Raw genomic sequence first — 25,334 nt, forward strand, 5'->3', positions numbered from 1 at the left:
AGAACGAGGTCTATCTATTGCCCACACAACCATTATGCGGTGGGTTCATCAATATGGACCAGAATTAGATGAACGCGTACGACGTCACCTTAAGACAACAAATGATTCTTGGCGAGTGGATGAGACCTATGTGAAAGTGAAAGGAAAGTGGATGTACCTCTACCGTGCCGTTGATTCTGAAGGAAATACGATTGATTTTTATTTAAGCAAAACAAGAGACACGAAGGCTGCAAAGCGCTTTTTCAAGAAAGCTTTGCGGTCTTTTCATGTTTCCAAGCCCCGTGTGATTACAGTAGACAAGAACCCAGCCTATCCTATGGCGATTGAAGAATTAAAGAACCAAAAAAAGATGCCTGTAGGCATCCAATTAAGGCAAGTCAAATATCTGAATAACATCGTAGAACAGGATCATCGGTTTATTAAAAAACGTGTTCGCTCTATGTTAGGATTAAAATCGTTTCGTACAGCAAAAGCCATTATTTCTGGAATAGAGATCATGCATATGATAAAAAAGAAACAGGTTTATCAAGAGGTGAAATCTGTCCAAAATGAAGTCAGGTTCATTCACCAACTATTTGGAATAGCTTCATAAGATTTAATACCAATAAGGGACTATATACCTTTTTTAAGTAAATGCAATCTTTGCACCAGAACCAAAAATAGAGTTGCGCTTAAAACGCGTTAAACAGGAGCAAAGAAAGAGCATTTTAAAGGTAAATAAACCCTAAAATCCTTTCTATAAGTTTCTAATGATTAACACTGACTTATCTCGAAGGCTATCTATTTTGTTATAGTTGGACTTAAGGTGATCTAAATAGTGTTTTTACTATTGTACTTTAGTATCAGGATAAAGAAAGTTGGTCTATAATAAGAGATGACGTTGTTTTCCGACATGAACTTGTCACCTCTTTAAGAGCATCTATTTTTATAATAGCTGTTTAGAAATATCAACGTAGCAAAAGGCACTTGCATATAGCAAGTGCCTTTTATAATTTAAGCAAAATACTAAAACGATCATTTACCTACATTTTATCAATTATGTAACTTTATCTAAAAGAGAATTACTTTTTTTGATGTGTTATTTTAACACAAGTACTTAAGAGCTTTTAGCTTTTAATTTTTTATCATTATTAGTAATGAAGGAAGAGAGATACCTGATGGCCACTTTATTACGTTATAAAGCGTGAAATAGAAAGAACCTATACAGTCATGGTATACTAATAACAAACATGGAGATGATGGAGGATATTATGACGAAACGATTAGATTTACGTGTCGATTTTGCCTTTAAATCGTTATTTGGCACACATGGAAATGAATCCATTCTAGCTGCCTTTTTAAATGCAGCGCTTCGTTTTCCCGACGAGAAAAAAATTCAAACGGTTCAGTTATTAGATCCCCATTTTAATAAAGAAAACCAAGAAGATAAACGCTCAATTTTAGATGTACATGCGCAATTAGAAGGTGGAAGTCGTGTCAACATTGAAATTCAGCTTAATAATAAACATGACATGGAAAAACGAACACTCTACTACTGGTCCAAAATGTATAGTAGCCAAATGAAAGAAGGGATGGACTATGGAGAGCTTTGTAAAACGATTACCATCAACATTGTTAACTTCCGTTATTTATCGCATATCACTAATTACCATTCTACCTTTCAGTTATATGAACGAGAACAAAAATTACTCTTAACCGATATGCTGGAAATTCACTTTATGGAGCTACCTAAGTTATTAATTAAGTGGCGTAACAGAGAGGTAGATCCTCGAGAAGATCAACTCGTACGATGGTTATTATTACTTGAAGCATCCGAGGATGAAGAAATCACTCAGGTATTGGAGGAGATTGCGATGCAAGAAGATCAAGTATTAAAGAAAGCGATGGATGAGTGGGAACGTGTTAGCCAAGATCCAGAAGTGCTACTCGCCTACGAGGCGCGAAGAAAAGCTCTTTTAGATGAAAAATCGGCTTTAAAAAGAGCTGAAAGCCTTGGGAAAATAGAAGGAGAGAAAATTGGGGAGAAGAGAGGGAGAGAAGAAGGTAGAAAAGAAACCATTAAAACAATGGCTCTAAGCATGATTCATAAAGGGATAGACACTGAAACGATAAGTGAACTTACAGGTTTGTCACAGGAAGAAATCAATAGTCTCCGACACTAATAAAATAAAGAATAAAAAGATTACCTTATCATCGAATAGGTAATCTTTTTTGTTTATATACTTTCACATTCTACAACAGATTTATTAGTTAATATTCATCTGAGTTTTGTTATCTAATCTTTTTGTACCCACACCCTTTTTTACCGATATATAGATATCTCTATAAGTTCCTATATCAATGTTATCCGGTCTGTTATCTAAAGAGTTTTGATTCAAATGTCTAATGCATTCAGCTTCCAAAGCAACCTCGCCAAATTTTTTATAAGCTACAAACCGATGAACTAGTATCGGTCTAGACATTCCTCTGTAATTAATTCCAAACGTTTTATATAGAGAAGCTTTAAATTTACGAGTTGATCCTTTTACAAGTTGGCCTTTTGGATTAAGTATGTCACCAGCTTTATTAATGGTGTATCCTTTTTGACTTGCAACTCTTATCATTTCATTACTCTTACTCAATGGGTTCACTCCTAAACAGCAATATGTTTCACTCACTAAGAGGGTTATAGATTTTACATCTGCACTAACCATCAGTTAGACAGCTTTTAATCTTAATTCACTAAAATTCTAGCTGCATAATAAGCGCCACATATGAATGAACATATGTGGCGCTTATTCTTGTTTAACTATAAACAGATTCCTATTGGTTCAACAATTCATACTGATGGATAATCTCTTTAGTAAGGGCATCATCTTGATGTAAATGACTAATCTCTTTTAATACATACTCTACCCCATGATTTTTTATCATACCTTGTAACTCTTTTGCTTCTTGGTCTTCCTGTGTATCAAAAAGAAGGGCTGCTGCAATTGCTCTTGCAAGATGAGCATAAGGTAACCCGGCTTTTTGGGCCTCAACTGCTGGACGAACAAGTCTGTCTTGAGGACCCAACTTCCGAATAGGGGAACGACCTACTCTTGTTACTAAATCATTTAAGTGTGGATTTTTAAAACGTTCCGTGATCTTATTAATATAAGTTTGATGCTCTTCTTCATCTAACTTGTATTGCTTCACTAAATAAGCACCGGTTTCCTGAAGAGTTTTTTGCACTTGTTCATAAATTTCCTCATCTGTTAATGTCTGATGAATGGTTTCTTTTCCCTTCAAATAACCTAAATAAGCAATAACTGCATGACCTGTATTTACCGTGAATAATTTTCTTTCAATAAAAGGAGCAAGATCAGGGACAATCTTCATTCCTTCAACGTCAGGTATGCTTTGAGATGCTTCAACTATCCATTCATAATAAGGCTCTACTAAAACATCCAACAGATTTTCATTATGCTGAATTGGTACAATTCGATCCACTGCGGAGTTAAAAAAATGTACTTTTCCATTCAGTAATGCTTTTGTTTCTTCATCAAGATTATCAAAGATATACCCTTTTAATAAATCAGTAGCTGATATCTGGTTTTCGCAAGCGATAACATATACATCTTCATCGCTTTCTTTCACTCTTGCTGCTAAACCTTTTGCTATTAATGGCGCAATACGAGGTAGGATATTAGGGCCAATAGCTGTTGTAATATAAGTTGTGGTTTTAATGACATTAATAACTTCTTCTTCTTGAGTCAAGTTGTTTAAACCTGATACATTGTTTATATATGTAATTGTAGGTTCATCTGCAGCTGTTTTTACGTTATAACCTTTTTCTTCGTTTAATTTATTAATGATATTCTCAGCAATATCTACAAACGTCACATGGTATCTAGATTGAGAAAATAACGCTCCGATAAATCCTCTTCCAATATTCCCGGCTCCAAAATGAATAGCTTGCTTCATAAGATCATTCCTTTTTTAACTTATTTAAAAACAAAAATTTCTTAATTTTTTATAGTATGGGTTTATAATTGATGACTATATAACCTCAAAATATTTAATATGAAAATTGTAAAAGGCAATAACAGAAAGGCTAGATTCCTGCCTTTCTGTCAACTTTTTATTTTTTAATTGGACTTTCCTTCAATAATATCCATTAACTCTCTAGCTGATTGGGCTTTTACCATTTTCTCGATGTTTTCCATATCGGAACATGAGATAGCAATGCCTGATAGAATTTCAAGATGTGTACCATCTTTTCCAGCAATACCGAAGATTAAACGAACCTTTTGTCCATCAAAGTCTACTCCTAATGGGACTTGAATAACGGTAAAACCTGATTTTAATACATTCTTTTTCGCTTCCTCTGTTCCATGAGGAATAGCAACATCATTCCCCATATAGGTTGATGTCATATTATCACGTTCGATCATTGCTTCAATATAGCTTTCTTCAACATATCCAGCATCTACTAAAGCTCTTCCTGCAAAACGAATGGCTTCTTCTTTAGTAGCAAACTCTTGATTTAAAAATACATTTTCCTCAAGGAGTAGCCCATCATCTGTCGTTTCTTGTCCACTAGATTGTTCTTCTACTTCTTCTACTATCTCTTCTAACTTTTCATCATTATTATCATTCTTAAGATTATTAATTAGCTTTTCATACTCTGGGCTAGATAAGAAGTTATCTACAGATATATGATAAGCACTTGGGATTTTTTGCTGGGCTCTTGGTGTTAACTCTTCTTGTGTAATAACAATTTGCGCATCGTTTGGAATGTTGCTAATTGCTGTATTGGTAACATTAATATCTAATCCTGCTTCTTTTACTTTTTTACGGAGTAAGGAAGCACCCATTGCGCTTGAACCCATTCCTGCATCACAAGCAAAAACGATTTTGTTTACAGATTTAGGAAGGTCACCTTGCTCATTAGTAAGTGTTCCTGCAACTGAACTTTTCTTTCCTTTCATTTCTTGCATTTTACGTGATGCTTCCTGTAGATCTTCTGTTTGTTTTCCAGTTTTTAAGATTAGAGAGGAAACAATGAAAGATACAACAGCTGCTACAAGTACACCCGCAATATTTGCAAGATATCCACCTGATGGAGAAGCAGCTATAATAGCCAAAATACTTCCTGGGGATGCAACTGCTTGTAGTCCACCACCTAATAGAACAAATGTGAAAACACCACTCATGCCACCCAAGATTGTAGCTATGATTAACAGAGGACGCATTAAAATATAAGGGAAATAAATTTCATGGATTCCTCCAAGAAACTGGATAATTGCTGCACCTGGAGCTGATTGTTTGGCCGTCCCTTTACCAAAGACACTATAAGCAAGTAGAATACCGAAGCCAGGGCCAGGGTTTGATTCAAGAAGTAACAAGATTGATTTACCACTCGTTCTGATCTGTTCCGCGCCAATTGGTGAAAGAATACCATGATTAATGGCGTTGTTTAAGAATAGAATTTTAGCTGGTTCAATCAGAATACTTGTTAATGGAAGCAAACGGTGAGCAACTAGCCAATCTACACCTACAATAAGCCATCCAGTAAAAGCATCTACTGCAGGACTAACGCCTAAAAACGCTAAAATGGCAAGAATACCTCCTAAAATACCTGCTGAAAAGTTATTAATTAACATTTCAAACCCTGTTTTAACTTTGCCTTCTATTGACTGATCAAATTTCTTAATAATATAACCACCGAGTGGCCCCATGACCATTGCTCCAAGGAACATCGGGATATCAGAACCAACAATTACGCCCATTGTGGCGATGGCACCTACCACTCCACCTCGTTGATCATGCACTAATTTTCCGCCTGTATAACCTATTAATAAAGGTAACAAGTACGTAACCATTGGATCAACTAACTTCGCAAGATTTCCATTTGGAAAAAAGCCTGTTGGGATAAAAAGAGCTGTGATTAATCCCCAAGCAATAAATGCTCCTATGTTTGGCATAACCATTGAACTTAAAAAGTTTCCAAACTTCTGTACTGCTACTTTTATATTTGACTGAGCCATATGCTATCTTCCTTTCTGTGCTGTATTTAGATTTTTAGTATGAAATAATATAGCAACTACTTTTGAAACTTTAAAACAAAAAAAATATATATTCAATAAATAGAACAACTGACTTTGGCGCATTTTATAAAGACAAAGCTTTTAAAGAATTGGTATGGAGTATCGATTTTCTACTGCTTAAGGAGGATGGTTTTAATATACGGTATTTTTATTTTGACTCAATCTAATGAAGTTATTAGCTATATTCTCGCTTAAACTTCCAATTGTTTTTTAATTATGCTCTTATTATTACTGGCTCCTGAACATTTACTTGATAAGTAAGCTAAGTTTGCTCGTAACCGTGAAGAAGGGGAAATTTAATGGATTCGCGGCATACATATAAAAGAAATGTCTTTAGAGGATATCGTAAAATTTACAGAGTTAGTATAGAAGAAATAAGGCTATTAATAAGTTGAAGCATACGGTTAAAAAAGCTTTGCGAAAGATATCGCAAAGCTTTTTTAACCGTATGCTTTCTTTTTATATAAAACTCTTTTTAAGTCTTTAGCACAGCTATCAAACAGCATTTAAACGCTTTCATTTATTTAATCGTAATTTGTAAAGCGAAATATTCTGATTACGTTCTGTATAAACCTTTGTTTCATTAGTTAAAATTCTATTATTTTAAATTAGTAGAATTTAATGTAGGTTGCATTTCCACCTCTGCAAAGCCATTTTATCCCTCTTTATCTGGATTCCTCTTTAATGAATGTGTTTCACTAAAAGTTTATAACTTTTTCGTTAGTTAATGAGCGTCGACGCTCCAGTTCAACATCCATGGCTGCACGTTTAGCATCGAGGTTATAGAACCACATGGTTATTCCGATAAGTAAACAAATAGCCAAGGGTACCCATATAAAAACCAGTTCAATATAGCTTAAAGTTGTGGAACTTTGTATAGCATTTGGAACATAACCACCCATTTTTAGAATAACCCCTACGAACGCACTCCCTAATCCGAGGCTTACTTTTACAAAAAATCCTTGAAAAGCAGCAATCATACCCGCAATACTCCTATGGTTCTTGTATTCTGAATAATCAATAATATCTGGTTGGATCGCAAATGTGATACCAAAGATACCATAAATTCCGAGGCCAGTTATCGCCAGTCCTACTATGAGTAAAAGAGGAGAAGACTTCCCGAAATATATTAATAAATCCCCAACAATATAAATGGACGTACTGAAGAGCAGTACATTTTTCTTCGTCATCTTTTTTTGAAGCCAAGGTAAAATAATTAACATCGGTAGTCCTGAAAGAATTCCGAATAGACCAACAAAAGTTAACCAATCCTTGTGGCCAAGATTATAAGTGAAATAGTATATTACGGTTGTATTTCTTATAACAAAAAGAGCGAAATAGAGAAAGTTTAAAATGAAAAAAATAAATGCTTGGTCTGTCAGCCCTTTAAAATCTTGTTTAAAAGAGGATTTTCCAGGTTGAGTTGACGGTGGAATAACCTCTTTCGTACTCATAAAAGTGATTACAAATATTAACACCGAGGCAATGCCATAAATGCTCATTGTAATTAAAAAACCTTTTTGTGTATCTCCATGTCCAAAGAAATCTACTAGAGGTGTTGTAATAGACATTACTAAAGCAGTTCCAATCAACGCACAAATCATTCTAGTAGATACTAACCAATTACGTTCATGGTTATCTGAAGTTAACCTTGGTACAATTGTATTCAACGGTATATTTACCACCGTATAAGCAATGTTTAATAAGCAATAAGTGACATAAGCCCAAACGATTTTTCCCATCATATTGAAATCAGGAACAATAAAGGTCAGTACAGTAAATATAGCAAAAGGAATAGCTCCTATCAGGAAATAGGGTCTTCCTTGACCCCATTTCGTATGTGTCCTATCAACCAATAATCCCATACCAGTATCTGCAAAAGCATCAATTATTTTTGTTACTAACATTAAAGTACCGGCAACTGCTGCTGTTATTCCAAAAACATCAGTATAAAAGAACAAAAGGTAAGATGCCATTGTGCTAAATACCAAATTGCACCCTAAATCGCCAACACCATATCCAATTCTTTTTTTCCATTTCTCCATGTGTATTACCCCACAATTTTAAATTGTTTTTTGTAGTATAGGATCTGCATTATTTTCGATCGAAAGACTTGTCAGCGTTTTCATATCATCTTTTAAGTTATTGTATATAGATTTGTAAACCTTGTAATAGTCATTATACTTCTCATGACTCTGCTTATTTGGCATGATTTTTTCATCTAACACTTGCCATTGTTTCACATCTTCATAAGATAACAGCCCTGTTCCAATTCCAGCTAGCATGACATCTCCCATATTTGCCTCTACATCATGTATTGGACAAACAATTGGATAGCCCGTGACATCAGCAAAGATTTGTCTCCACAATTTTGATTTTGTTACTCCCCCGGCAAGCAGGATAGACTCACCCAGATTTTCCCCGGTCGCTTCCATTGCATCTCGTAAAGAAAATGCGACCGCTTCCAAAAATGCACGGTAAATATGAGCTTTTGTATGAGCTAATGAAAGTCCCACAATCGTTCCTTTTGCATCTGAATCCCAAACAGGACTTCTTTCTCCCATAAAGTAAGGAAGTACAATTAGACCTTCACTACCAACAGGAATGGTTTCTGCTTGTTCATTTAACGCATCATAGGCATTCTTTCCTCCGGATTTTTCCACTTCAACTTCAAATTGGCACATTGTTTGACGAAACCATTTTACAATCGCCCCTGCGGTAGCACCACCAGCAAAATAATAAGAAAGCTTTTTTGCATCGTATAGATATGGCCAAACAATCAGATCTTTTCCTTTCACTGGTTTGTCTGAAACCAATGCTGCACACATTGAAGTTCCGATCGCTGCTGCATAAACACCTGGTTCAAATACCCCAAGTCCAATGTTTGCAGCACCACAATCAATACCACTTGCTATCACTGGCATTTCTTCGGAAAGCCCCAATTCAACTGCAGCTTCTTTCGTTAAATTACCGACAATGTCTGTTGATTCTACAATCTTCTCCGGCATCATTGACAGAGGAATACCCATCTCTTCCATCATTTCTTTAGACCAGCTTCTATTGTTCATATCAAAAATACCGCCGATATTTCCTGCAGAAGAATAATCAATCGCAATTTCTCCTGTTAGTTTATAAATAACGTAATCATTTGGGGGCAAAAATAGCTTTGTTTTTTTCCAGTTTTCTGGTTCATGGTTTTTCATCCATAAGATTTTGGTATAACCATAATAGGGGTCAGCTCCATTGTGAGTAATCTCTAAAAGTCTTTTTTCTCCAATGTTATCTAAAACCCATTTTGTTTCTTCTTCTGCTCTACGATCCATCCAAATCATACAAGGTCTCACCGGTTCCATATTTTCATCTAATGGAATACCAGAACCACCGTACAAACCACTAATAGCAAGTCCTTGTATTTTCCCCGCAGCAATTCCTGATTTCTGCACTGTATTTTTAATAGAGGTTTTTGCGGCATGAAGCCATACCTCAGGCCATTGCTCAGCCCATAATGGTTTTGGGGTCAATACATCATATTCCTGCAAATCTTGAGCAATTAGATTACCTTCTGTGTCCATTAAAACTGTCTTGGTACCGGATGTTCCGATATCTGTACCGAGTAAATAATGCATATATAGTCCTCCAATCTTGAAAACCAGAATCTGTTAATCTATTAAATACAAGTAAAGGCGCCATCTACTACAAAGTCTGCTCCTGTGGTAAAGCTGCTAGTATCTCCAGCAAGATAGACACATATAGATTGAAGTTCTTCTGGTCTTCCCATTCTCTTAAGAGGTGCCATTTGATTCCATTGCTCGATTAAAGGCTGCAAACTTGGAGAATTTAATGTAAGTTCCGTACCCATATAGCCTGGACTAATACAATTTACACGTACATTTCTTGTAGCCCATTCTACTGCCAGAGATTTTGTCAACTGAATAACTCCTGCTTTAGAGGCGTTATAGGAACACTGCGGCTGAGGCACGTTTACAATATGGCCTGACATAGAAGCCGTATTAATAATAGAACCGCCACCTTGCTTTAACATTACTTTTCCAGCTGCTTGAGCTGTTAAAAACACACCGGTTAGATTAATATCAATGACCTTTTTCCACTGATCAAAAGTCATTTCTTCTGCAGGTATATTCATACAGATTCCAGCATTACAGAAAGCAACATCTATACGACCAAAAACGTTAAGTATTTTTTCAATCATGCCATCTACATCTTCTGGTTTTGTGACATCGGCTTCAATAGCAATCGTTTCAACCTTATGGTGTTCTTTTAACTCAGTTGCGGTTTTTTGAGCTGCTTCAAAATCCAGATCTACAATCGCTACATCGGCTCCTGCTTCTGCGAAAGCGATTGCAACACTCTTTCCAATACCCCTTGCTCCACCTGTGACAAAAATCTTCTTTTCATCCAATCTCATTTTTTCAATGATTCCCATATTCAATTTCCTCTCTTTCAAGAAAGTAGTTTTATAAAATGTATTTATAAAATCAATTTATATAATATAGTCTTTTTATGTATGAGTCAATATAAAGAAATAGAAAAAGGTGAATTTACCCTTTATTTACTTTATGAAAGTTGTTATTGCGTCAGCTTCTGTGATATATTTTATTTGAAGTTAAATCAAGAAATTTTATAAAATTATTTTATATAATGAGGTTCTTTTCATGGATAATAACATTACATTTAAAGATATAAAGAAAAGTAATTACTCGTCGATCTACCACCTTATTTATCAAAACGAGAGACTGTCTAAACAAGAAATTGCGAACCAACTTCATCTGAGTTTACCAACCGTAACCCAAAATTTAGTTCGTTTGGAAAAGAAAAAATTAATTGAAAAGAGTGGACAGTTTGAATCCTCTGTTGGTAGACGTGCAGTTGCTTATGCAATATGCCCTCAGGCTCGTATTAGCATTGGTGTTGAAATTCTAAAAAAGACAGTTTGCATTTTAGCAATCGATTTGCTTGGTATTACATTTAAAAAAACGAAACTATCAATCGAATATTCGAATACAGATCGTTATTTTAAAGAAGTTAGCGATGCTGTAGATGATTTTATCTCGTCTCTTAATGTGGAAAAAGAGCAAGTTCTTGGTATTGGGTTTGCAGTACAAGCTTTAACATCAACTGACGGGAAGAGTATTACATATGGAAAAATATTAAACTGTACAGGTTTAGATATTCAGGTATTTTCACAGCACCTAGATTATCCTTGTGTGTTTTTCCATGATGCAAAGTGTGCAGCTACTACAGAACTGTGGATTAGAAATGATATTGGAGACATTATCTATTTGTCAATTGGTACCCATCTTGGGGGGGCTCTTATTATAAATAATAAAATTTATATGGGAAGAGAAGGGCATAGTGGTACGGTAGAACATATGACCGTCGACCCTCATGGAGACCCGTGTTACTGTGGGAAAAAAGGATGTATGGAAACATTTTGTTCTGTTAGTGCCCTGCTAGAAGAAGATGAATCATTAGAATTTTTCTTTGAAGAGTTACGATCCGGGAACGCTTCTTATCAAGAGAGGTGGAACTCATTTTTAGATGATTTAGCATTTTCAATCAATAATATTAATCTTGTTATTAACAGAGAGTTTATTCTAGGTGGACATATATCTCCTTACTTAAAAGAAAAAGACATTGAACTCCTTCATAAAAAAATTTATGATAAAACCCCGTTTCCAAATAATGATTCATTTATCCATATTAGCCGTTCACCTGAAAATGGCGTTCCTATAGGTGCTGCTATACCATTCGTTCAATCTTTTTTAAATACAATTTAATTATGTAGACAAATTATAAGTTAATATTATAGTTCTCTTTACTTCTTATCATTTTAGTGACTGGACTCTAGATGAATACTAAAGCTAAAGCTTATAATAAAATATTCTTAACCCGAAAAAAGAATCCTTTGCTGTTAGAGGCAAGGGATTTTCGTATTCAACGGAATAATGTAGAAAAATTTTGTATTTGTCTACTTAACATAATCACTTAGAGTTTTTTTCTATAGCGATGAGAGTCAGTAATGCTATAGAGATAATAAGAAGAGATTATACATACCTAGGATAAGCTTCACAAAAAATAGTGAAAAAACTATTTTAAATTGGAAATAATACTATTAAATTGCAATCGCTCTCAACTTATTATAGATTAGAGATATCGAAACGTTTCGCCTGGAGGTTTTTACATGGCTACGATGAAGGACATATCTAAAAAAGCTAATGTTTCACTTTCTACCGTGTCGGCTGTAATTAATCAATCAGCATACGTCAGTCCGGGACTTACCAATAGAGTGATGCAGGCAATTGAAGAATTAAATTATAAACCAAATGCAGTAGCACGAAGCTTGAAAAAAAAGAGAACCAACACGGTTGGTGTTATAGTTTCAAATCTTTCAAATCCCTTTTATCCCCCATTGATCGAAGGTATCGAAGATGTATCGTTTAATAATAATTTCAATGTAATTCTGTGTAATGTATCAAATGGAAATAAAAAGATTTTGACTTATTTAGAACTAATGCTGGAAAAGCAGGTTGACGGTCTCTTATTAGCCAATATTGCTAATTCAGAGGATTTAAATGAAGTTGAAAAAACAGGATTAAAATATGTCTTAATCAACAGAAAACCCCCATTTTATGATAAAAATTTTGTTGGAGTTAATAATCCACTCTCTTCTGAACTAGCAGTTAATCATTTAGTAAGACAAGGTTACAAAAGAATTGCTTTTTTCGGAGGTGATCTGGATATCAATACTGCCAGAGAAAGAAAAGCAGGATTTATAAGCTGCATGACTCAAACTGGATTAGATATTGATCCAATGCTTATCTATGATGGAGAATATTCTTTAGAATCAGGATATACCAATGTGAAAAAGATGATTGAGCAAGTGGAAGTATTACCAGAGGCCATTTGTACTGCAAGTGACATAATAGCTTTCGGAGTGATAAAGGGGCTAAGAGATTCTGGTATTCGTGTTCCGGAGGACATTTCGGTTATTGGAAACGATAACAATTCCTTTTCTGAAAATTTTCTTGTTCCTTTATCCAGTATTGACCATTCTACATATGACATGGGTAAACTATCCATGGAGTTTCTATTAGAAATGATCAAAGAAAAAGATGAAACTCGGGCTAGACAAATCATACTTACCCCATCTTTAGTAGTTCGCGAAAGCTGTGGATATAAAAGAAATAAGATTGATAATCTTTATTAAATCAATCTTAGGGCAACGATTTAAGAAAGTTAAAGGTATTAAATTAATTTAATACCCCAGATACTATGAAGTAAAAAACACAATCTTGATTTAAAAGCTAAAAATCGGTTTCCAAAAACTTATTCACATATTTGATGGACGCGCCTCTATAACGTTTGTTATAGAGGCGCGTCTTTAATGCGTCTTAATATTTAACAGCTTGCTTATTAGTTTTTTCATTGTAAAAAAGTGTCGTAGAACCGAACCACAGAATATCAATCAATACCAATGTACGTATTCATCTTTTTATGATTATTAAATCGCTTGATGGTCCTGGTTCTTTTAATATTTTGTAGATGTAATGACAAGGAAGTTCATACTAATTTTCTTGTTTTTATAGACTCTAAGATCCTAAATTTTTTCTAGGAAAACTTTGTATATTTTATAAGCAATAGTACGTAATATACGTAACTAAACTAGTAAACAAATAGAAAGTATCATCGCACACACCTGCTTATTATTTCAATAGAAGAGGATAAATAACTAATAATATTCTGAAAATCAGTTAGAAATCCCTTGATTTTGTAAGCGTTAACAAATTATAATAAGTATCAACGAAACGTTTCGTTGTTTTATGCATCGAATTTTAATTATAACTTTTTGATCCTCATTAAAATAGCTATTTAATAAAGAAAACTTCGTATTTTTTAATGATTTATATAGTTTTCGCATTATTTTTTCCTCGAAACGTTTCGCTAAAATACCAGTAATGTTAATCAAATGGAGGGATTATTTTGGAGAAATTAATTATTACCGTTGCTCCAACTGGGGCTCAGACAACTCGCAAACATACTCCTTATGTACCTTTTACTCCAAAGGAAATTGCCGATTCTGTTTATGAAGCGTGGCAAGCAGGGGCGTCTATAGCCCATATTCACGTAAGAGATGAAGACGGAAATAATTCTCTTGATTTAGGTACCTATGTAGAAGTCGTTAATCGAATAAAGGATAAATGCGATATTATTATTAACTTAACGACAGCTGGTGGAGTGGCCATGAACGATGAAGATCGTCTTCGAGTATGTGAATTAGGATCTGAGTTGGCAACTTTTGATGCTGGTTCAATGAATTTTGGTAGTGATGTATTTCTTAATTCACCTAATTTTCTGGAGCGCTTGGCAAAAAAAATGAAGGAGTATGAGATAAAGCCTGAGATTGAAATATTCGATGTCGGTATGATTGATAATACCTTGCGGATTGCTAAAAAGGGCTTCATCGAATCCCCATTTCATTTTCAGTTTGTTTTAGGTATAAGGGGAGGGATGCCAGCTACACTCAAGAATTTATTATTTTTAGCTGAAAGTATTCCTGCCGGTTCAACTTGGTCGGCAATTGGAGCAAGTAAAGATCAATTAGCTATCAACACAATGAGTATTATAATGGGGGGACATGTTCGCGTAGGAATGGAGGACAGTGTCTATTATCGACAGGGTGAATTGGCGAAAACCAACGCTCAATTTGTAGAAAGAATTGTAGGTTTATCTCAAACTTTAGGAAGAGATGTCGCTACTCCGAACCAAGCTAGAGAAATTTTAGGTTTGGATAATTCAAAGCGCTTGAAGGGATTAAGTAGCATTGGTAAATAATCTAGGAAATCTTGGCTGCTCTTTGCTTTTCCAAGCATCAATCCGGTTAGATTCTTCTAATTCTCCTTAAAATGAGTAAAAGGAGAGGATGAGCACCTCTGAATAAAGTAATATTGTAGATTGAATAATTTTTGACCCATCGTGTGGGATTGAAGAAGACACAAAAAAGGCATTAAAAGAGAGTATTATAATTATTCTGAAACTTAAAATTTTAATAGCCTTTTTATTTATTTATCAATTTTAGTAGAAGAAAATGCACTTAATAAACTTGAGTTCATTCAATAAATTAATCATTCTCCAGGGAGGAATACATATGAGAATTGCAATAATGGGTTCAGGTTCCTTAGGAACTATAATAGGAGCCTTAATTACTGCAGGAGGACAAAAAGTAGATTTAATCGATATCAATAAGGAACATGTATCCGCGCTCAATCATTCCGGTGCAAAGATTACTGGCTTTATGGATCTTTGTGTTCCTGTAAAGGCCATGTTACCCCATGAAATTACTGGTCAATATGATTTAGTTTTTTTATTAACTAAACAGGTTTACAATCAGGCTTCTTTAGAACAATTGCTTCCGCATCTTCACTCTACTAGTATCGTCTGTACGTTGCAAAATGGTATACCTGAGGACTTCGTTGCTTCTTATATTGGACATGAAAGAACCATTGGTGGTGTTGTAGGATTTGGTGCTACCTGGCTTGGTCCAGGTGTATCCGAACTTGCAACAGAAACTCGCATTTTAAAAAAATATGCGTTTGATATTGGTGAATTAGATGGATCAATAACTCCTCGACTCAAGGAAGTAAAAAGAATTTTAGATTTAGTTGGTCATTGTGATATCTCTTCTAACATCATGGGAATAAAATGGGCAAAATTATTAATGAATGCAACATTTAGTGGCATGTCAGCTGCATTAGGCTGTTGTTTTGGGGAGGTTTTATCCAGTGATCCAGCAATGGTTAGCTTAGCCTACATTGCAGACGAAACTATAAAGGTTGCCCATGCTTATGGAATTAAATTGGAGAGGATTCAAGGAAAAGATATGGAGGTTCTTGAACTTCAAGATGAAAATGATATATCTAATAAAATGGATTTTTATCAAGAAGTTTGGGGACCACATAGTAATACAAAAGCGAGCATGTTACAAGACTTGGAAAAGAAAAGAAAAACTGAAATTGACTTTATCAACGGTTTTATTTGTAGAAAGGGGAGGGAGGCAGGAATAAAAACTCCTTATAATGATTTAGTTGTCAAATTAGTGAAGGAAGCTGAAAAAAAAGGTAGTTCTCCAAGATTTACAGACAATATAAAGCACTTTAATCCCAATTTATCAAGTATGCGTAAAATGAGCTTCAGAGAATAGCGTGCTATATAGTCTGAAGTAAAGCCTCCACGGATTTACAGAATAGGGAAGAGGAGCAACCAATAAATAGATTGTGTATTTTATGGGACTTTAAATAATAGATGTTAGATCACTTATAGGCTTCTGAAAACTTCGTAAACGGTCCTTGTTTCATGCGTTTTATATTGTAGAAACTAACTATTTATTAAAAATAAGGAGGATTGTATGGATCTTATTGTTATTCTTTTATCTTTAGGACTGCTTATGTTTATTGCTTATCGAGGATTTTCAGTAATTCTTTTTGCGCCGCTTTGTGCGTTGTTTGCAGTTTTGTTGACTGAGCCATCATACGTACTCCCTTTCTTTTCTAATATTTTCATGGAAAAGATGGTTGGTTTTGTTAAGTTATATTTTCCGGTGTTCCTTTTAGGAGCTATATTTGGAAAAATAGTTGAAATGTCTGGAGTGGCAAAATCTATTGCTCAAACTATAATCAGTTGGGTGGGACCTAAACGAGCAATTTTAGCTACTGTACTACTAAGTGCAATACTGACTTATAGTGGTGTAAGTTTGTTTGTTGTTGCTTTTGCTGTTTACCCGTTTGCTTCCAACATATTTCGTGAATCAAATATTCCCAAACGCCTGCTCCCCGCAACTATTATTTTAGGGGGCGCAACATTTACGATGGATGCCTTACCTGGAACGCCACAAATACAAAATGTAATTCCTACTACCTTTTTTAAGACAGATATTTACGCTGCTCCAATGCTAGGGATAATTGGTGGGGTTATTGTTTTTTCTGTTGGAATGATTTATTTAGAATCACGTTCTCGAAAGGCTCGCAAAGCTGGAGAAGGATATTCAGGTTTTGAAGGTAATGAAGTAGAAATGGCAGCCACTATCCAGGCTGAAGAGGAGAATTATTCAATAAACCTCAAGACTTCAAACAGCCGTTCTCGTGAACTTCTTGCATTTGTTCCACTAATTCTTGTTGGGGTCACTAATAAATTTTTCACTACGATTATTCCTAAGTGGTATCCAAACGGATTTGATTTCTCTTCCATCGGTCTAGATTCTTTTGGGAAGGTCGAACTTTCCCAGGTTACTGGAATTTGGTCAGTAGAACTTGCCTTATTGTTTGGAATAATTTCTACGATATTATATAACTGGAGAGAAGTACAATCCAAATTTAAAGAAGGGATAAGTATTAGCATTGGTGGAGCGTTACTAGCAACTATGAATACAGCCTCCGAATATGGGTTTGGCGGTATTATTGCTGCACTTCCTGGCTTTAGCGTTGTTCGAGATGGTGTTTCGCATATATTTACGAATCCACTTGTCAACGGAGCCGTAACAACTAATGTTTTGGCGGGAATTACCGGATCAGCTTCCGGAGGAATGGGGATTGCACTAAGCGTGATGGGTGAAAAGTATATGGAGGCGGCAGCCCAATATAACATTCCTCCAGAAGTCATGCACCGGGTAATTGCAATGGCTTCCGGAGGGATGGATTCACTACCCCATAATGGAGCAGTCATTACGATCCTTACCGTTTGTGGTTTGACACATGTTCAATCGTATCGTGATATTTTTGCTATCACTATTTTGAAAACGTTAACTGTTCTCATAATCATTGGAATTTATAGTTTAACTGGAATTGTATAATATTTCGTTTATCGATATATTGAAAATAGAGGAGAATAGCGCCTTTTTTTAAAAGATGTACAATGAGTGAAAAATTTTTTATTCAATATATTAATCATTACTTATAAAGCAGTAGATAATTAATTGTTTTTGAAATATATGTATATAAAATAATAGTTATTGTCAGAGAAGAGGCCCTTATGAGATTTCAAGGGCCTTTTTACTGATCAATCTCTATAATATCCATTATGTTAACTAAAAATATATGAGAAAGACTTTGATAATTTAACAAAATACCTCAACTGTAAATCCTCCAGGTGCCTCTACATAAAATGTATAACCATGTAATTGTTTTGGAGCTTCGACATTAAACCCATCTTCTTTTAACCTTTGATTAATTTTATTTACCTGCTCTTCATTCTCTTGGGGGAATCCAATATGGAAGGTCTTTGGATAATTAACTTCGCTCCCCTTCATTAAAGTTAGTACAAAACCATCTTCATCATACATTATAGCAAAACCTTTCCCCCTGTTTGCCCTACATGTCATACCAAAATATGTTTTCAAAAATTCTTGAGTAGCAGGAACATCTGTAACTGTTAGGTTGAGGTGATGAATTTTCATGTTTTCACCCTTTCTTAAATACATTCAATAATAAGTCTTGTGTCGTATCCTATAAAAACCATTAATTAGATGAATAGTTTACTCTATGAATGTAAATATTTATCTATATCTCTTTTAACCATTCGTTTTACTTCTTCAAAAGCTTTTGTTTGCCCTTCGTAAAATATGGAGCTGTTTAAATCCTTTCTTTTTTCTGCATCCTTAGACCATCTTTCCGACCTTTCAATTAACTTATCAAGTACCTCAACCAACTTCTCGTTTCCCACGAATACCCCACCTTTGACTGGGAATTTTTACACAATCAATTATCCATAATATTTTCTACAGTTTTTATAGAATTCCTGTTTAACAAGTTTCTTTTATATAAGTCTTAAGATAAACATCTACATAAAAACAATAACCAATAAGTATATATAAAATATATATATATACTAGAATAACCAGTAAGTTTATATACTAATTATATATAATAGTTGATTTTATGTTATGCATAAGATTAATAGTCAATGTATTTTATAAAAAATAGTTTTATCATTTACACACATTGTAGAAAAAGCCCATATTTGTCGTCAGATAGTGTAAATATTGAAACTTTAATTTTATAAATAAGTTTATATATTTACTCAATTTTATAAAATACATTATTCATTTACTTTCAGTGAAGATTACGTTGTTCAAAACTTATCAAATATAATCCATTCTGGAATTTATATTTGATAACTATCTCTTTAATAATTTCTTATGRGGGAAGTGAAAGATGAAATAGTAGCTGATAAGAAGTAAAATTAGTAGTCTTTCCAACGAAAATGAATATTTAGACAAAACATCAATAGGCGACCTAATCCTTCTGTGTAGAAAGATAAAGTCACCTACAAAATTTTTCTATTCATTATTAGTTATCCTTTCACCTTTTCATATCTGGTAATTTATTGATTTACATGTTCCTGTTCTAACTGATTTATGACATCCTCCTGACATTCATTGATAAATAGATAAGTAAGGTAGGAATGTAAGTCAAATCTTTCTTCATTAATAAACGTAGAGAAAACCTGTTTATATTGGCTCAATAGTTTGACCTCCTTTATGTAAGTTCCTATTTTTTATTATTGCCCAACTAGCAATCTCTTATACATACAAATTAACAACGTATTTTGTATGATAAACTACTTTTATCTTGTACTGGCCCCGCCTACGCCATATACAATGATAGCCACGCTTGCTATCCAACTTAATTCTTATTATATATGAAAACGTTTACAATTTAAATTAAAAATAACATAATATTCTGATCACTTAACAATGTTAAGGATATAATGGAATATTTTTATAAATACTTAAAAAAATTAAGTAATTAGAATGAGGCTTTATATCTTAAAAGTACTGGACCCAAATCAAATTAGCTGCCCGTAAAATATACATATTAGATAACACAATGTTTTTTTCGATAGAGGGTCTGTTATTTAAGCTTATTTTCTATAAATAAATAAAATTTTCTCATTTTGAAATGTATATTTCATGATATAATAATTTTYGAAATTTTAATTTCCCTATTTTTAATAAAACAGTGGAGGTTTTTTTATGAAAATGCAAGAGGAGATATTACTTTCCGAAAAGACTAAAAAGTCTGCAAGCTTATTCAACAAAGCATGTGAAGTAATTCCTGGAGGTGTCACAGCGAATATTAAGTATTTTGATCCACACCCCCTAATGATGGAGAAAGGAAAAGGAAGTAAACTTTTTGATGTGGATGGAAACGAATATATTGATTATCTCTTATGTTATGGTGCTCTCATCTTAGGACACGGGCATCCACAAGTATTTGAGGCTGTAACGAAACAGATGATGGAGTCGGGTACAACTATTTTCGGTACACCACACAAAATGGAAACAACAATGGCAGAAAAATTAGTTGAGTTATATCCTGGTATTGAAATGGTTCGCTATACAAACTCAGGGTTAGAAGCTACACTTTTAGCTATTCGAACAGCCGTTGCCTATACAGGTAAAGAAAAGATTGCGAAATTTGAAGGGCATTATCATGGGGGATATGATCAAGTTTTAGTAAGTGTTAATCCTGATATAGATAAAGCAGGGGAGGCAACAATTCCTAAAGCAGTAGGGGAATCAAGAGGACTGCCAAATTATTATCTTGATAATACAGTGATTCTTCCATTTAATGATCTAGAAGCAACAGAAAAGATTTTAAAAGCTCATGCTCACGAGCTGGCAGGTGTAATTTTAGAACCTATTCAAGGTGGATTTATCCCAGCTGATCAAGATTTCATGACTGGTCTTCGTAAAATTACAGAGGAACTTGATATTGTGTTAATTTTTGATGAAGTAAAGACAGGCTTTAGAATTTCGCTTGGGGGAGCACAAAAAACCTATGGAATTAAACCAGATATTACTGCCTTAGGAAAAGTACTTGGGGGAGGGTTTCCGGTAGGAGCTATTGGTGGTAAAAAAGACATTATGATGATTAGTTCTGCTAGAGGTGGACGTGATATTTTAACAGCTGGAGCAGAGAATAAGAATAAACAAGATCCTCTATACCATAGTGGGACATACAATGGTCATCCAACTATACTTGCGGCAGGTTTAGCTACAATTAATGTATTGGAGCAGGAAAGTACAATGGACCAATTATTTTCCAAAACTCAATTATTAAGGGACCAATTAGAAGGAGTATATAAATCCCACGGGCTGACTATGCAAACCGTGGGTATAGGTAGTATTTTTAATATTATTCTCGGTGAAGGAAATATCAAAAATTATCGTGATATGAGTAAAGCAGATACAAAATTACGTAAAAAAATTGATTATGAGTTATTGAAACTAGGTGTCTATACGAAGCCACTTAACCGTTACTCTATGGCCGTTGTTCACACAGAAGAAGATATCCAACGTACAGTATCAGCACATGACGAAGCAATTAAGCGTGTAATCAATAAATAAATCCTGAATTTATTGCGAGCTATAACAACTATGCAGATGCATAATTTGTTGTAGTTCTTTTTTTAATATATACCTAAATTTAACGTGTAAATGGTTTTAGAAAAGCATAGACTAGCCGTTATTRGTGATTTATTGAAAATTTYGAAGGATATACTAGAARGTTACTCTAAAACTGATCAATTTTTTGAAGGGCATTTTAGTTTATAATAGTAAATATATAATTTAAAATAATTTTTCAGCATATACAACTCGCTCAGAACGAAGGAGATTATTAAATTAAATGGAAAATGTTTATAAGCATATTGCAGAACAGATGCCTACTATGAGTAAATCTAATTTGAGGATAGCTAAATACATTTTAGAAAATCCTAATACGGTTCCTTTTTTAACTGGAGATAAGTTAGCCAAGATTACAGGGGTTAGCCCTGCGACTGTTGTGCGCTTTTCTACTTTTTTAGGATATTCCGGTTATCCAGAACTTCAACAATACATGCAAAGCTCTGCCCAACAACAGTTGACAACAACTGAGAGGCTCAAGATTTCCAAAGAAGTATATAATGATGAAAATCAAAGCGTATACGATATCTTTTTAGACGATATTTCAAACATTAGATCCACTTTAGATAAGTTAGATATAGAGGTTTTTAAAAGTGCGGTAGAGAGCCTAGTCAAAGCTAAAAGAGTATATATTGTGGCAAATAGAAGTGCTACAGCTTTAGGTGTATTTTTACAGTACTATCTGCAATTCCTTTTAGAACAAGTTGAGCTTATTCACTCAATTGAGAATGTATCAGAACGTATATATGATTTAAATGAAGATGATGTAGTAATTGGAATTAGTTTTGCACGATATACAAAAAGCACACTAAAAGTTCTTTCATATGCAAAGGAAAAAGAAGCAACAACCGTTGCAATAACAGATAATCTATTATCACCCCTAATACCTTATGCAGATATCCCATTAACAGCATCTAGTCAGATGCCGACTTTTATTGATTCATTTGTAGCTCCACTTAGTCTTATAAATGCACTAATTATATCTGTAGGAAAAGAAAAAGAAGAAAACTTTCAAGGTAAACTACAGTCTCTTGAGGAAATATGGGATAAACTTAATATTTTTTATAAAAATTAATTGAATAGTTACAGAAAAAACTACTGGTCCCTGATGAGCCAGTAGTTTTTTCTGTTTTTAAGATATATATGATTTCTGTCTCTAGTTAACATAAAACCTATTATCAGAAGCAAAACACATGAATAGAATTTAATGATTCTATATATCATTTTATAAGGAACTGCCAAAGGTGATAGGGGGTCAAAAATAATGAGTGAGTTACTAGATAGACTATTTATATGGCTGTATCTCTTGTTTGTAAGCGTATTTTTAGTTCTTATTTCTATCCTCATGCCAGTTACTATTGATGAACGTGAAGAGCTAAGCGTAGCAATGTTTGGTTATCCTTTTCCATTTGCTCAACAAGATTTAATGATTACTTACGAAGATTATGCAGTGGATTATCCCCATAAGTTCACTATCAGCTTTAACATGTTGGAAAATACCAGCAGCATTTATTTCCATAAAACCCCCTTTTTCCTTTCAGTTCTTATTGTTTATATAGGATTGCTAATTATAAGATATCTACACAATCGATTCTTKTTGTAATTAATCYTAATAAGAYTGTACATACCTTATAAAATCTTAGTTACCATAATCAAAATTATAGGAAATAAAATTCTAAACTTACCTTGTCAGATAGGTAAGTTTTTTAGGTTTAACGTCTTTTTTCACCCTTCTATCAATACAAGAAAGAATACCTAGTATAAAATATACTGAGCTCAAAGCAGTTATAACTATGATTATTCCAAACATACTCAAACCGATTACAACCTTAGTTTTCATACCTATACAAGTCTCCTTTTGGACTGACCATATAAATATCTATAAGTTTTAAAGATGTACATGGAAGTGAATCCAAACTTTGCATCAGAACAGATATTTAATATCAAAAAGTTATTTTTTTTTAGAGAATAATCGATAACTATCGCTTTTATCCGTTCCATTACCATAAACGTTTGCTCGAGCAATCCGGATAGTAAAATAATAAATCTGGCAAGCAAATTCTCTGATCCAGACAGTAAACTCATCAAGCCCCCAAAACAATAAGACCGAAAGCTTAAATTTAGCTTTCGGTCTTATTGTTTCATCGAACCTCTATCGTACCCTCAACATTTTCATGCAAAGTTGTTCTTACCGCTTCAGGTCCTTTAATAAGTTGTTTAAAAAACCCCTCCACTTTTTCCCCTAAGCCAATTTCATATAAATCAATACCAAAGATTCTCCTATTTGATAAAATCGGCTGCAAGTGTTCGCCTACAGAATCGGGATTGCCAAATTCTATTTTTTGTATGTGCTGCTGTAAATCCTCTAACAGTGGATCAGGACTAATTGCGAATGCTTCGCCTGCATCATCAATCCCTATTAAATAGCGGCACCAAGCTGCAATTGTTAATGGGATAAATGTTAAATCATTGACGTCCAAACCTTCTCGATTCACATACATTTTTAATGTTTCGCCAAAACGGATACTTAGCTTCTGTGAAGTGTCTGTTGCAATTCGCTGCGGCGTATCCGGAATATTTGGATTTGGAAACCGCATTTCAATGACTTCTTTAATAAATTCCATTGGATTGATGATACCAGGATCTGTTACGACCTTCATTCCTTCATCGTAGCCAATTTTTTCTATAAGCGCCTTTAAATCTTCATCCTTCATTTCATCAGCAATTGATTTATATTTTAGCAGGCAGCCAAAAATGGCTAATGCAGTATGAAGCGGATTCAAGCAAGTGCATACTTTCATTCTTTCGACACGATCAACAACTTCTTTTTTTGTAAAATAGACGCCGACCTTTTCTAATGCCGGTCTTCCATTTGGAAAACGGTCCTCAATCACAAGATATTCAGATTCCTCTGTATTTACAAATGGAGCGATTGATGCCGGTCGATCTTTTCTCGTTTGAATTAGCTCTACACTACCAAAGCCGATTTCTTCCAGTTTTTTCTGTACGTCCAAAGATGGTTGTGGAGTAATTTTATCAATCATGCTCCAAGGGAACGAAATAATATTTTCATCATTTAAATAATCAATAAATCCTTGCTCGACAACGCCGATTTCTTTCCAGATGGAGGCCACCGTCATGACAGCATCTTTCAACTTATCTCCGTTGTGGGAGAAATTATCTGTACTAACTAATGCTAGCGGTGTTTTTTCATTTTGATATCTTTCAAAAAGAAGGGCTGTTAATATGACAATTGTATGCTTTGGATGCTCGATTCCTTGCTCAATTTCTTCACGAACAGACCCTCTAATTTCACCATTGATATCCTCCAAGTCATATCCTTTTTCCGTAATCGTAAGTGTAATAAATTGAAGGGAAGGATTTTGAAAAATCTCTTTTAATCGTTGCCAGGAAGTTGTCTCCTGATTCGCTGCAATACTTTCTGCAACACTTGCGATAACTTCCATATCTAATGTTCCATCAGTTTTCATTATCACATCAAGACATAAATTATCATACGGATGATAAGCTTTTTCGATTTTGCTATCATTGCTAGTTGAAACAACGATAATTCCCTTATTTGTCTCATTCAATTCAATTAAATGGTGTTGTAAGACAGAATGATAGGCTCTAAATAAATTGCCGCCCCCAAAATGCACCCAAGTCGGGTCTTTTTTCGTAGCTTCCCAGACTTCTTCAACATCAAAGTCTGGTGTTTTAATTCTTAGCTTTGCAAATTGATCTTTCTTCATTTTTAATTCTTCTTTTCCTAAACGCAGCATTTT

20 protein-coding genes are annotated in these 25,334 nt (G+C 34.2%); 10 read left to right on the forward strand and 10 right to left on the reverse strand.

Annotated features, from left to right (window positions below; genetic code table 11):
- Window positions 1-592: IS6 family transposase (locus AC1D0Y_RS27450; RefSeq protein ID WP_477708218.1), on the forward strand; the 592-nt coding region annotated here is incomplete at its 5' end.
- Window positions 593-1,250: 658 nt separating this feature from the next.
- The gene (locus AC1D0Y_RS27455) at window positions 1,251-2,162 is read left to right on the forward strand and encodes an Rpn family recombination-promoting nuclease/putative transposase (protein WP_477708219.1); all 912 of its coding nucleotides are present in this window, start codon (window positions 1,251-1,253) and stop codon (window positions 2,160-2,162) included.
- Between the two features lie 84 nt (window positions 2,163-2,246).
- Here the strand turns inward: AC1D0Y_RS27455 and AC1D0Y_RS27460 are convergent, their stop codons facing one another.
- From AC1D0Y_RS27460 to AC1D0Y_RS27485, 6 genes are all read right to left on the reverse strand, one after another.
- On the reverse strand, window positions 2,247-2,621 hold the full coding sequence (locus AC1D0Y_RS27460; RefSeq protein ID WP_477708220.1) for an HNH endonuclease: 375 nt from the start codon (window positions 2,619-2,621) through the stop codon (window positions 2,247-2,249).
- A gap of 181 nt (window positions 2,622-2,802) precedes the next feature.
- Window positions 2,803-3,945: a mannitol-1-phosphate 5-dehydrogenase gene (locus AC1D0Y_RS27465; RefSeq protein ID WP_477708221.1), complete on the reverse strand. Its 1,143-nt coding sequence runs from the start codon at window positions 3,943-3,945 to the stop codon at window positions 2,803-2,805.
- A gap of 164 nt (window positions 3,946-4,109) precedes the next feature.
- Window positions 4,110-6,011 carry a PTS mannitol transporter subunit IICBA gene (locus AC1D0Y_RS27470; protein WP_477708222.1) on the reverse strand — a complete coding sequence of 634 codons (1,902 nt, stop codon included), beginning with the start codon at window positions 6,009-6,011 and terminating at the stop codon, window positions 4,110-4,112.
- A 758-nt stretch (window positions 6,012-6,769) separates the two neighbouring features.
- A complete protein-coding gene (locus AC1D0Y_RS27475) occupies window positions 6,770-8,116 on the reverse strand; it encodes an MFS transporter (protein ID WP_477708223.1) in 1,347 nt (448 codons plus the stop codon).
- 18 nt (window positions 8,117-8,134) lie between these two features.
- Entirely contained in the window at window positions 8,135-9,697 is a 1,563-nt protein-coding gene (locus tag AC1D0Y_RS27480; protein WP_477708224.1) for an FGGY-family carbohydrate kinase, read from the reverse strand.
- A gap of 41 nt (window positions 9,698-9,738) precedes the next feature.
- Window positions 9,739-10,515, reverse strand: a complete 777-nt coding sequence (locus tag AC1D0Y_RS27485; protein WP_237894449.1) for an SDR family oxidoreductase — start codon at window positions 10,513-10,515, stop codon at window positions 9,739-9,741.
- A 229-nt stretch (window positions 10,516-10,744) separates the two neighbouring features.
- Here AC1D0Y_RS27485 and AC1D0Y_RS27490 point away from each other — a divergent pair, with 229 nt between their 5' ends.
- From AC1D0Y_RS27490 to AC1D0Y_RS27510, 5 genes are all read left to right on the forward strand, one after another.
- Entirely contained in the window at window positions 10,745-11,869 is a 1,125-nt protein-coding gene (locus tag AC1D0Y_RS27490) for an ROK family transcriptional regulator (RefSeq protein WP_477708225.1), read from the forward strand.
- Window positions 11,870-12,273: 404 nt separating this feature from the next.
- Window positions 12,274-13,299 carry a LacI family DNA-binding transcriptional regulator gene (locus tag AC1D0Y_RS27495; protein WP_275037687.1) on the forward strand — a complete coding sequence of 342 codons (1,026 nt, stop codon included), beginning with the start codon at window positions 12,274-12,276 and terminating at the stop codon, window positions 13,297-13,299.
- A 773-nt stretch (window positions 13,300-14,072) separates the two neighbouring features.
- Window positions 14,073-14,924 carry a beta-keto acid cleavage family enzyme gene (locus tag AC1D0Y_RS27500; RefSeq protein WP_477708226.1) on the forward strand — a complete coding sequence of 284 codons (852 nt, stop codon included), beginning with the start codon at window positions 14,073-14,075 and terminating at the stop codon, window positions 14,922-14,924.
- 313 nt (window positions 14,925-15,237) lie between these two features.
- Window positions 15,238-16,290 carry a ketopantoate reductase family protein gene (locus AC1D0Y_RS27505; protein ID WP_477708227.1) on the forward strand — a complete coding sequence of 351 codons (1,053 nt, stop codon included), beginning with the start codon at window positions 15,238-15,240 and terminating at the stop codon, window positions 16,288-16,290.
- 204 nt (window positions 16,291-16,494) lie between these two features.
- A complete protein-coding gene (locus AC1D0Y_RS27510) occupies window positions 16,495-17,934 on the forward strand; it encodes a GntP family permease (RefSeq protein ID WP_165573181.1) in 1,440 nt (479 codons plus the stop codon).
- A 264-nt stretch (window positions 17,935-18,198) separates the two neighbouring features.
- Here the strand turns inward: AC1D0Y_RS27510 and AC1D0Y_RS27515 are convergent, their stop codons facing one another.
- The 3 genes from AC1D0Y_RS27515 to AC1D0Y_RS27525 all read right to left on the reverse strand — a co-directional run bounded on the left by AC1D0Y_RS27515 (window position 18,199) and on the right by AC1D0Y_RS27525 (window position 19,604).
- The gene (locus AC1D0Y_RS27515) at window positions 18,199-18,537 is read right to left on the reverse strand and encodes a VOC family protein (protein WP_477708228.1); all 339 of its coding nucleotides are present in this window, start codon (window positions 18,535-18,537) and stop codon (window positions 18,199-18,201) included.
- 83 nt (window positions 18,538-18,620) lie between these two features.
- Window positions 18,621-18,803: a hypothetical protein gene (locus AC1D0Y_RS27520; protein ID WP_144633016.1), complete on the reverse strand. Its 183-nt coding sequence runs from the start codon at window positions 18,801-18,803 to the stop codon at window positions 18,621-18,623.
- Window positions 18,804-19,463: 660 nt separating this feature from the next.
- Window positions 19,464-19,604, reverse strand: a complete 141-nt coding sequence (locus tag AC1D0Y_RS27525) for a hypothetical protein (protein WP_216141299.1) — start codon at window positions 19,602-19,604, stop codon at window positions 19,464-19,466.
- A 511-nt stretch (window positions 19,605-20,115) separates the two neighbouring features.
- On the opposite strand from AC1D0Y_RS27525, the gene AC1D0Y_RS27530 reads away from it, so the two are divergent.
- The 3 genes from AC1D0Y_RS27530 to AC1D0Y_RS27540 all read left to right on the forward strand — a co-directional run bounded on the left by AC1D0Y_RS27530 (window position 20,116) and on the right by AC1D0Y_RS27540 (window position 23,152).
- On the forward strand, window positions 20,116-21,492 hold the full coding sequence (locus AC1D0Y_RS27530) for an aspartate aminotransferase family protein (RefSeq protein WP_477708229.1): 1,377 nt from the start codon (window positions 20,116-20,118) through the stop codon (window positions 21,490-21,492).
- A gap of 280 nt (window positions 21,493-21,772) precedes the next feature.
- Window positions 21,773-22,624 (forward strand): MurR/RpiR family transcriptional regulator, encoded by an 852-nt coding sequence (locus AC1D0Y_RS27535; protein ID WP_477708230.1) that lies wholly within the window; start codon window positions 21,773-21,775, stop codon window positions 22,622-22,624.
- Window positions 22,625-22,813: 189 nt separating this feature from the next.
- Window positions 22,814-23,152 (forward strand): hypothetical protein, encoded by a 339-nt coding sequence (locus AC1D0Y_RS27540; RefSeq protein ID WP_477708231.1) that lies wholly within the window; start codon window positions 22,814-22,816, stop codon window positions 23,150-23,152.
- Between the two features lie 538 nt (window positions 23,153-23,690).
- On the opposite strand, the gene AC1D0Y_RS27545 is transcribed toward AC1D0Y_RS27540, so the two are convergent.
- Window positions 23,691-25,331, reverse strand: a complete 1,641-nt coding sequence (locus AC1D0Y_RS27545) for a mannitol dehydrogenase family protein (RefSeq protein ID WP_477708232.1) — start codon at window positions 25,329-25,331, stop codon at window positions 23,691-23,693.
- Window positions 25,332-25,334 lie beyond the last annotated feature (3 nt).

The sequence above is a fragment of the Priestia sp. P1_B12_1 genome (assembly GCF_056406695.1).

Excerpts from the sequence above, each read along its gene's own strand:
- AC1D0Y_RS27455 (WP_477708219.1), top strand. The coding sequence starts at position 1,251 with ATGACGAAACGATTAGATTTACGTGTCGATTTTGCCTTTAAATCGTTA.
- AC1D0Y_RS27465 (WP_477708221.1), bottom strand. The coding sequence starts at position 3,945 with ATGAAGCAAGCTATTCATTTTGGAGCCGGGAATATTGGAAGAGGATTT.
- AC1D0Y_RS27470 (WP_477708222.1), bottom strand. The coding sequence starts at position 6,011 with ATGGCTCAGTCAAATATAAAAGTAGCAGTACAGAAGTTTGGAAACTTT.
- AC1D0Y_RS27475 (WP_477708223.1), bottom strand. The coding sequence starts at position 8,116 with ATGGAGAAATGGAAAAAAAGAATTGGATATGGTGTTGGCGATTTAGGG.
- AC1D0Y_RS27480 (WP_477708224.1), bottom strand. The coding sequence starts at position 9,697 with ATGCATTATTTACTCGGTACAGATATCGGAACATCCGGTACCAAGACA.
- AC1D0Y_RS27485 (WP_237894449.1), bottom strand. The coding sequence starts at position 10,515 with ATGGGAATCATTGAAAAAATGAGATTGGATGAAAAGAAGATTTTTGTC.
- AC1D0Y_RS27490 (WP_477708225.1), top strand. The coding sequence starts at position 10,745 with ATGGATAATAACATTACATTTAAAGATATAAAGAAAAGTAATTACTCG.
- AC1D0Y_RS27495 (WP_275037687.1), top strand. The coding sequence starts at position 12,274 with ATGGCTACGATGAAGGACATATCTAAAAAAGCTAATGTTTCACTTTCT.
- AC1D0Y_RS27505 (WP_477708227.1), top strand. The coding sequence starts at position 15,238 with ATGAGAATTGCAATAATGGGTTCAGGTTCCTTAGGAACTATAATAGGA.
- AC1D0Y_RS27510 (WP_165573181.1), top strand. The coding sequence starts at position 16,495 with ATGGATCTTATTGTTATTCTTTTATCTTTAGGACTGCTTATGTTTATT.
- AC1D0Y_RS27515 (WP_477708228.1), bottom strand. The coding sequence starts at position 18,537 with ATGAAAATTCATCACCTCAACCTAACAGTTACAGATGTTCCTGCTACT.
- AC1D0Y_RS27530 (WP_477708229.1), top strand. The coding sequence starts at position 20,116 with ATGAAAATGCAAGAGGAGATATTACTTTCCGAAAAGACTAAAAAGTCT.
- AC1D0Y_RS27535 (WP_477708230.1), top strand. The coding sequence starts at position 21,773 with ATGGAAAATGTTTATAAGCATATTGCAGAACAGATGCCTACTATGAGT.
- AC1D0Y_RS27545 (WP_477708232.1), bottom strand. The coding sequence starts at position 25,331 with ATGCTGCGTTTAGGAAAAGAAGAATTAAAAATGAAGAAAGATCAATTT.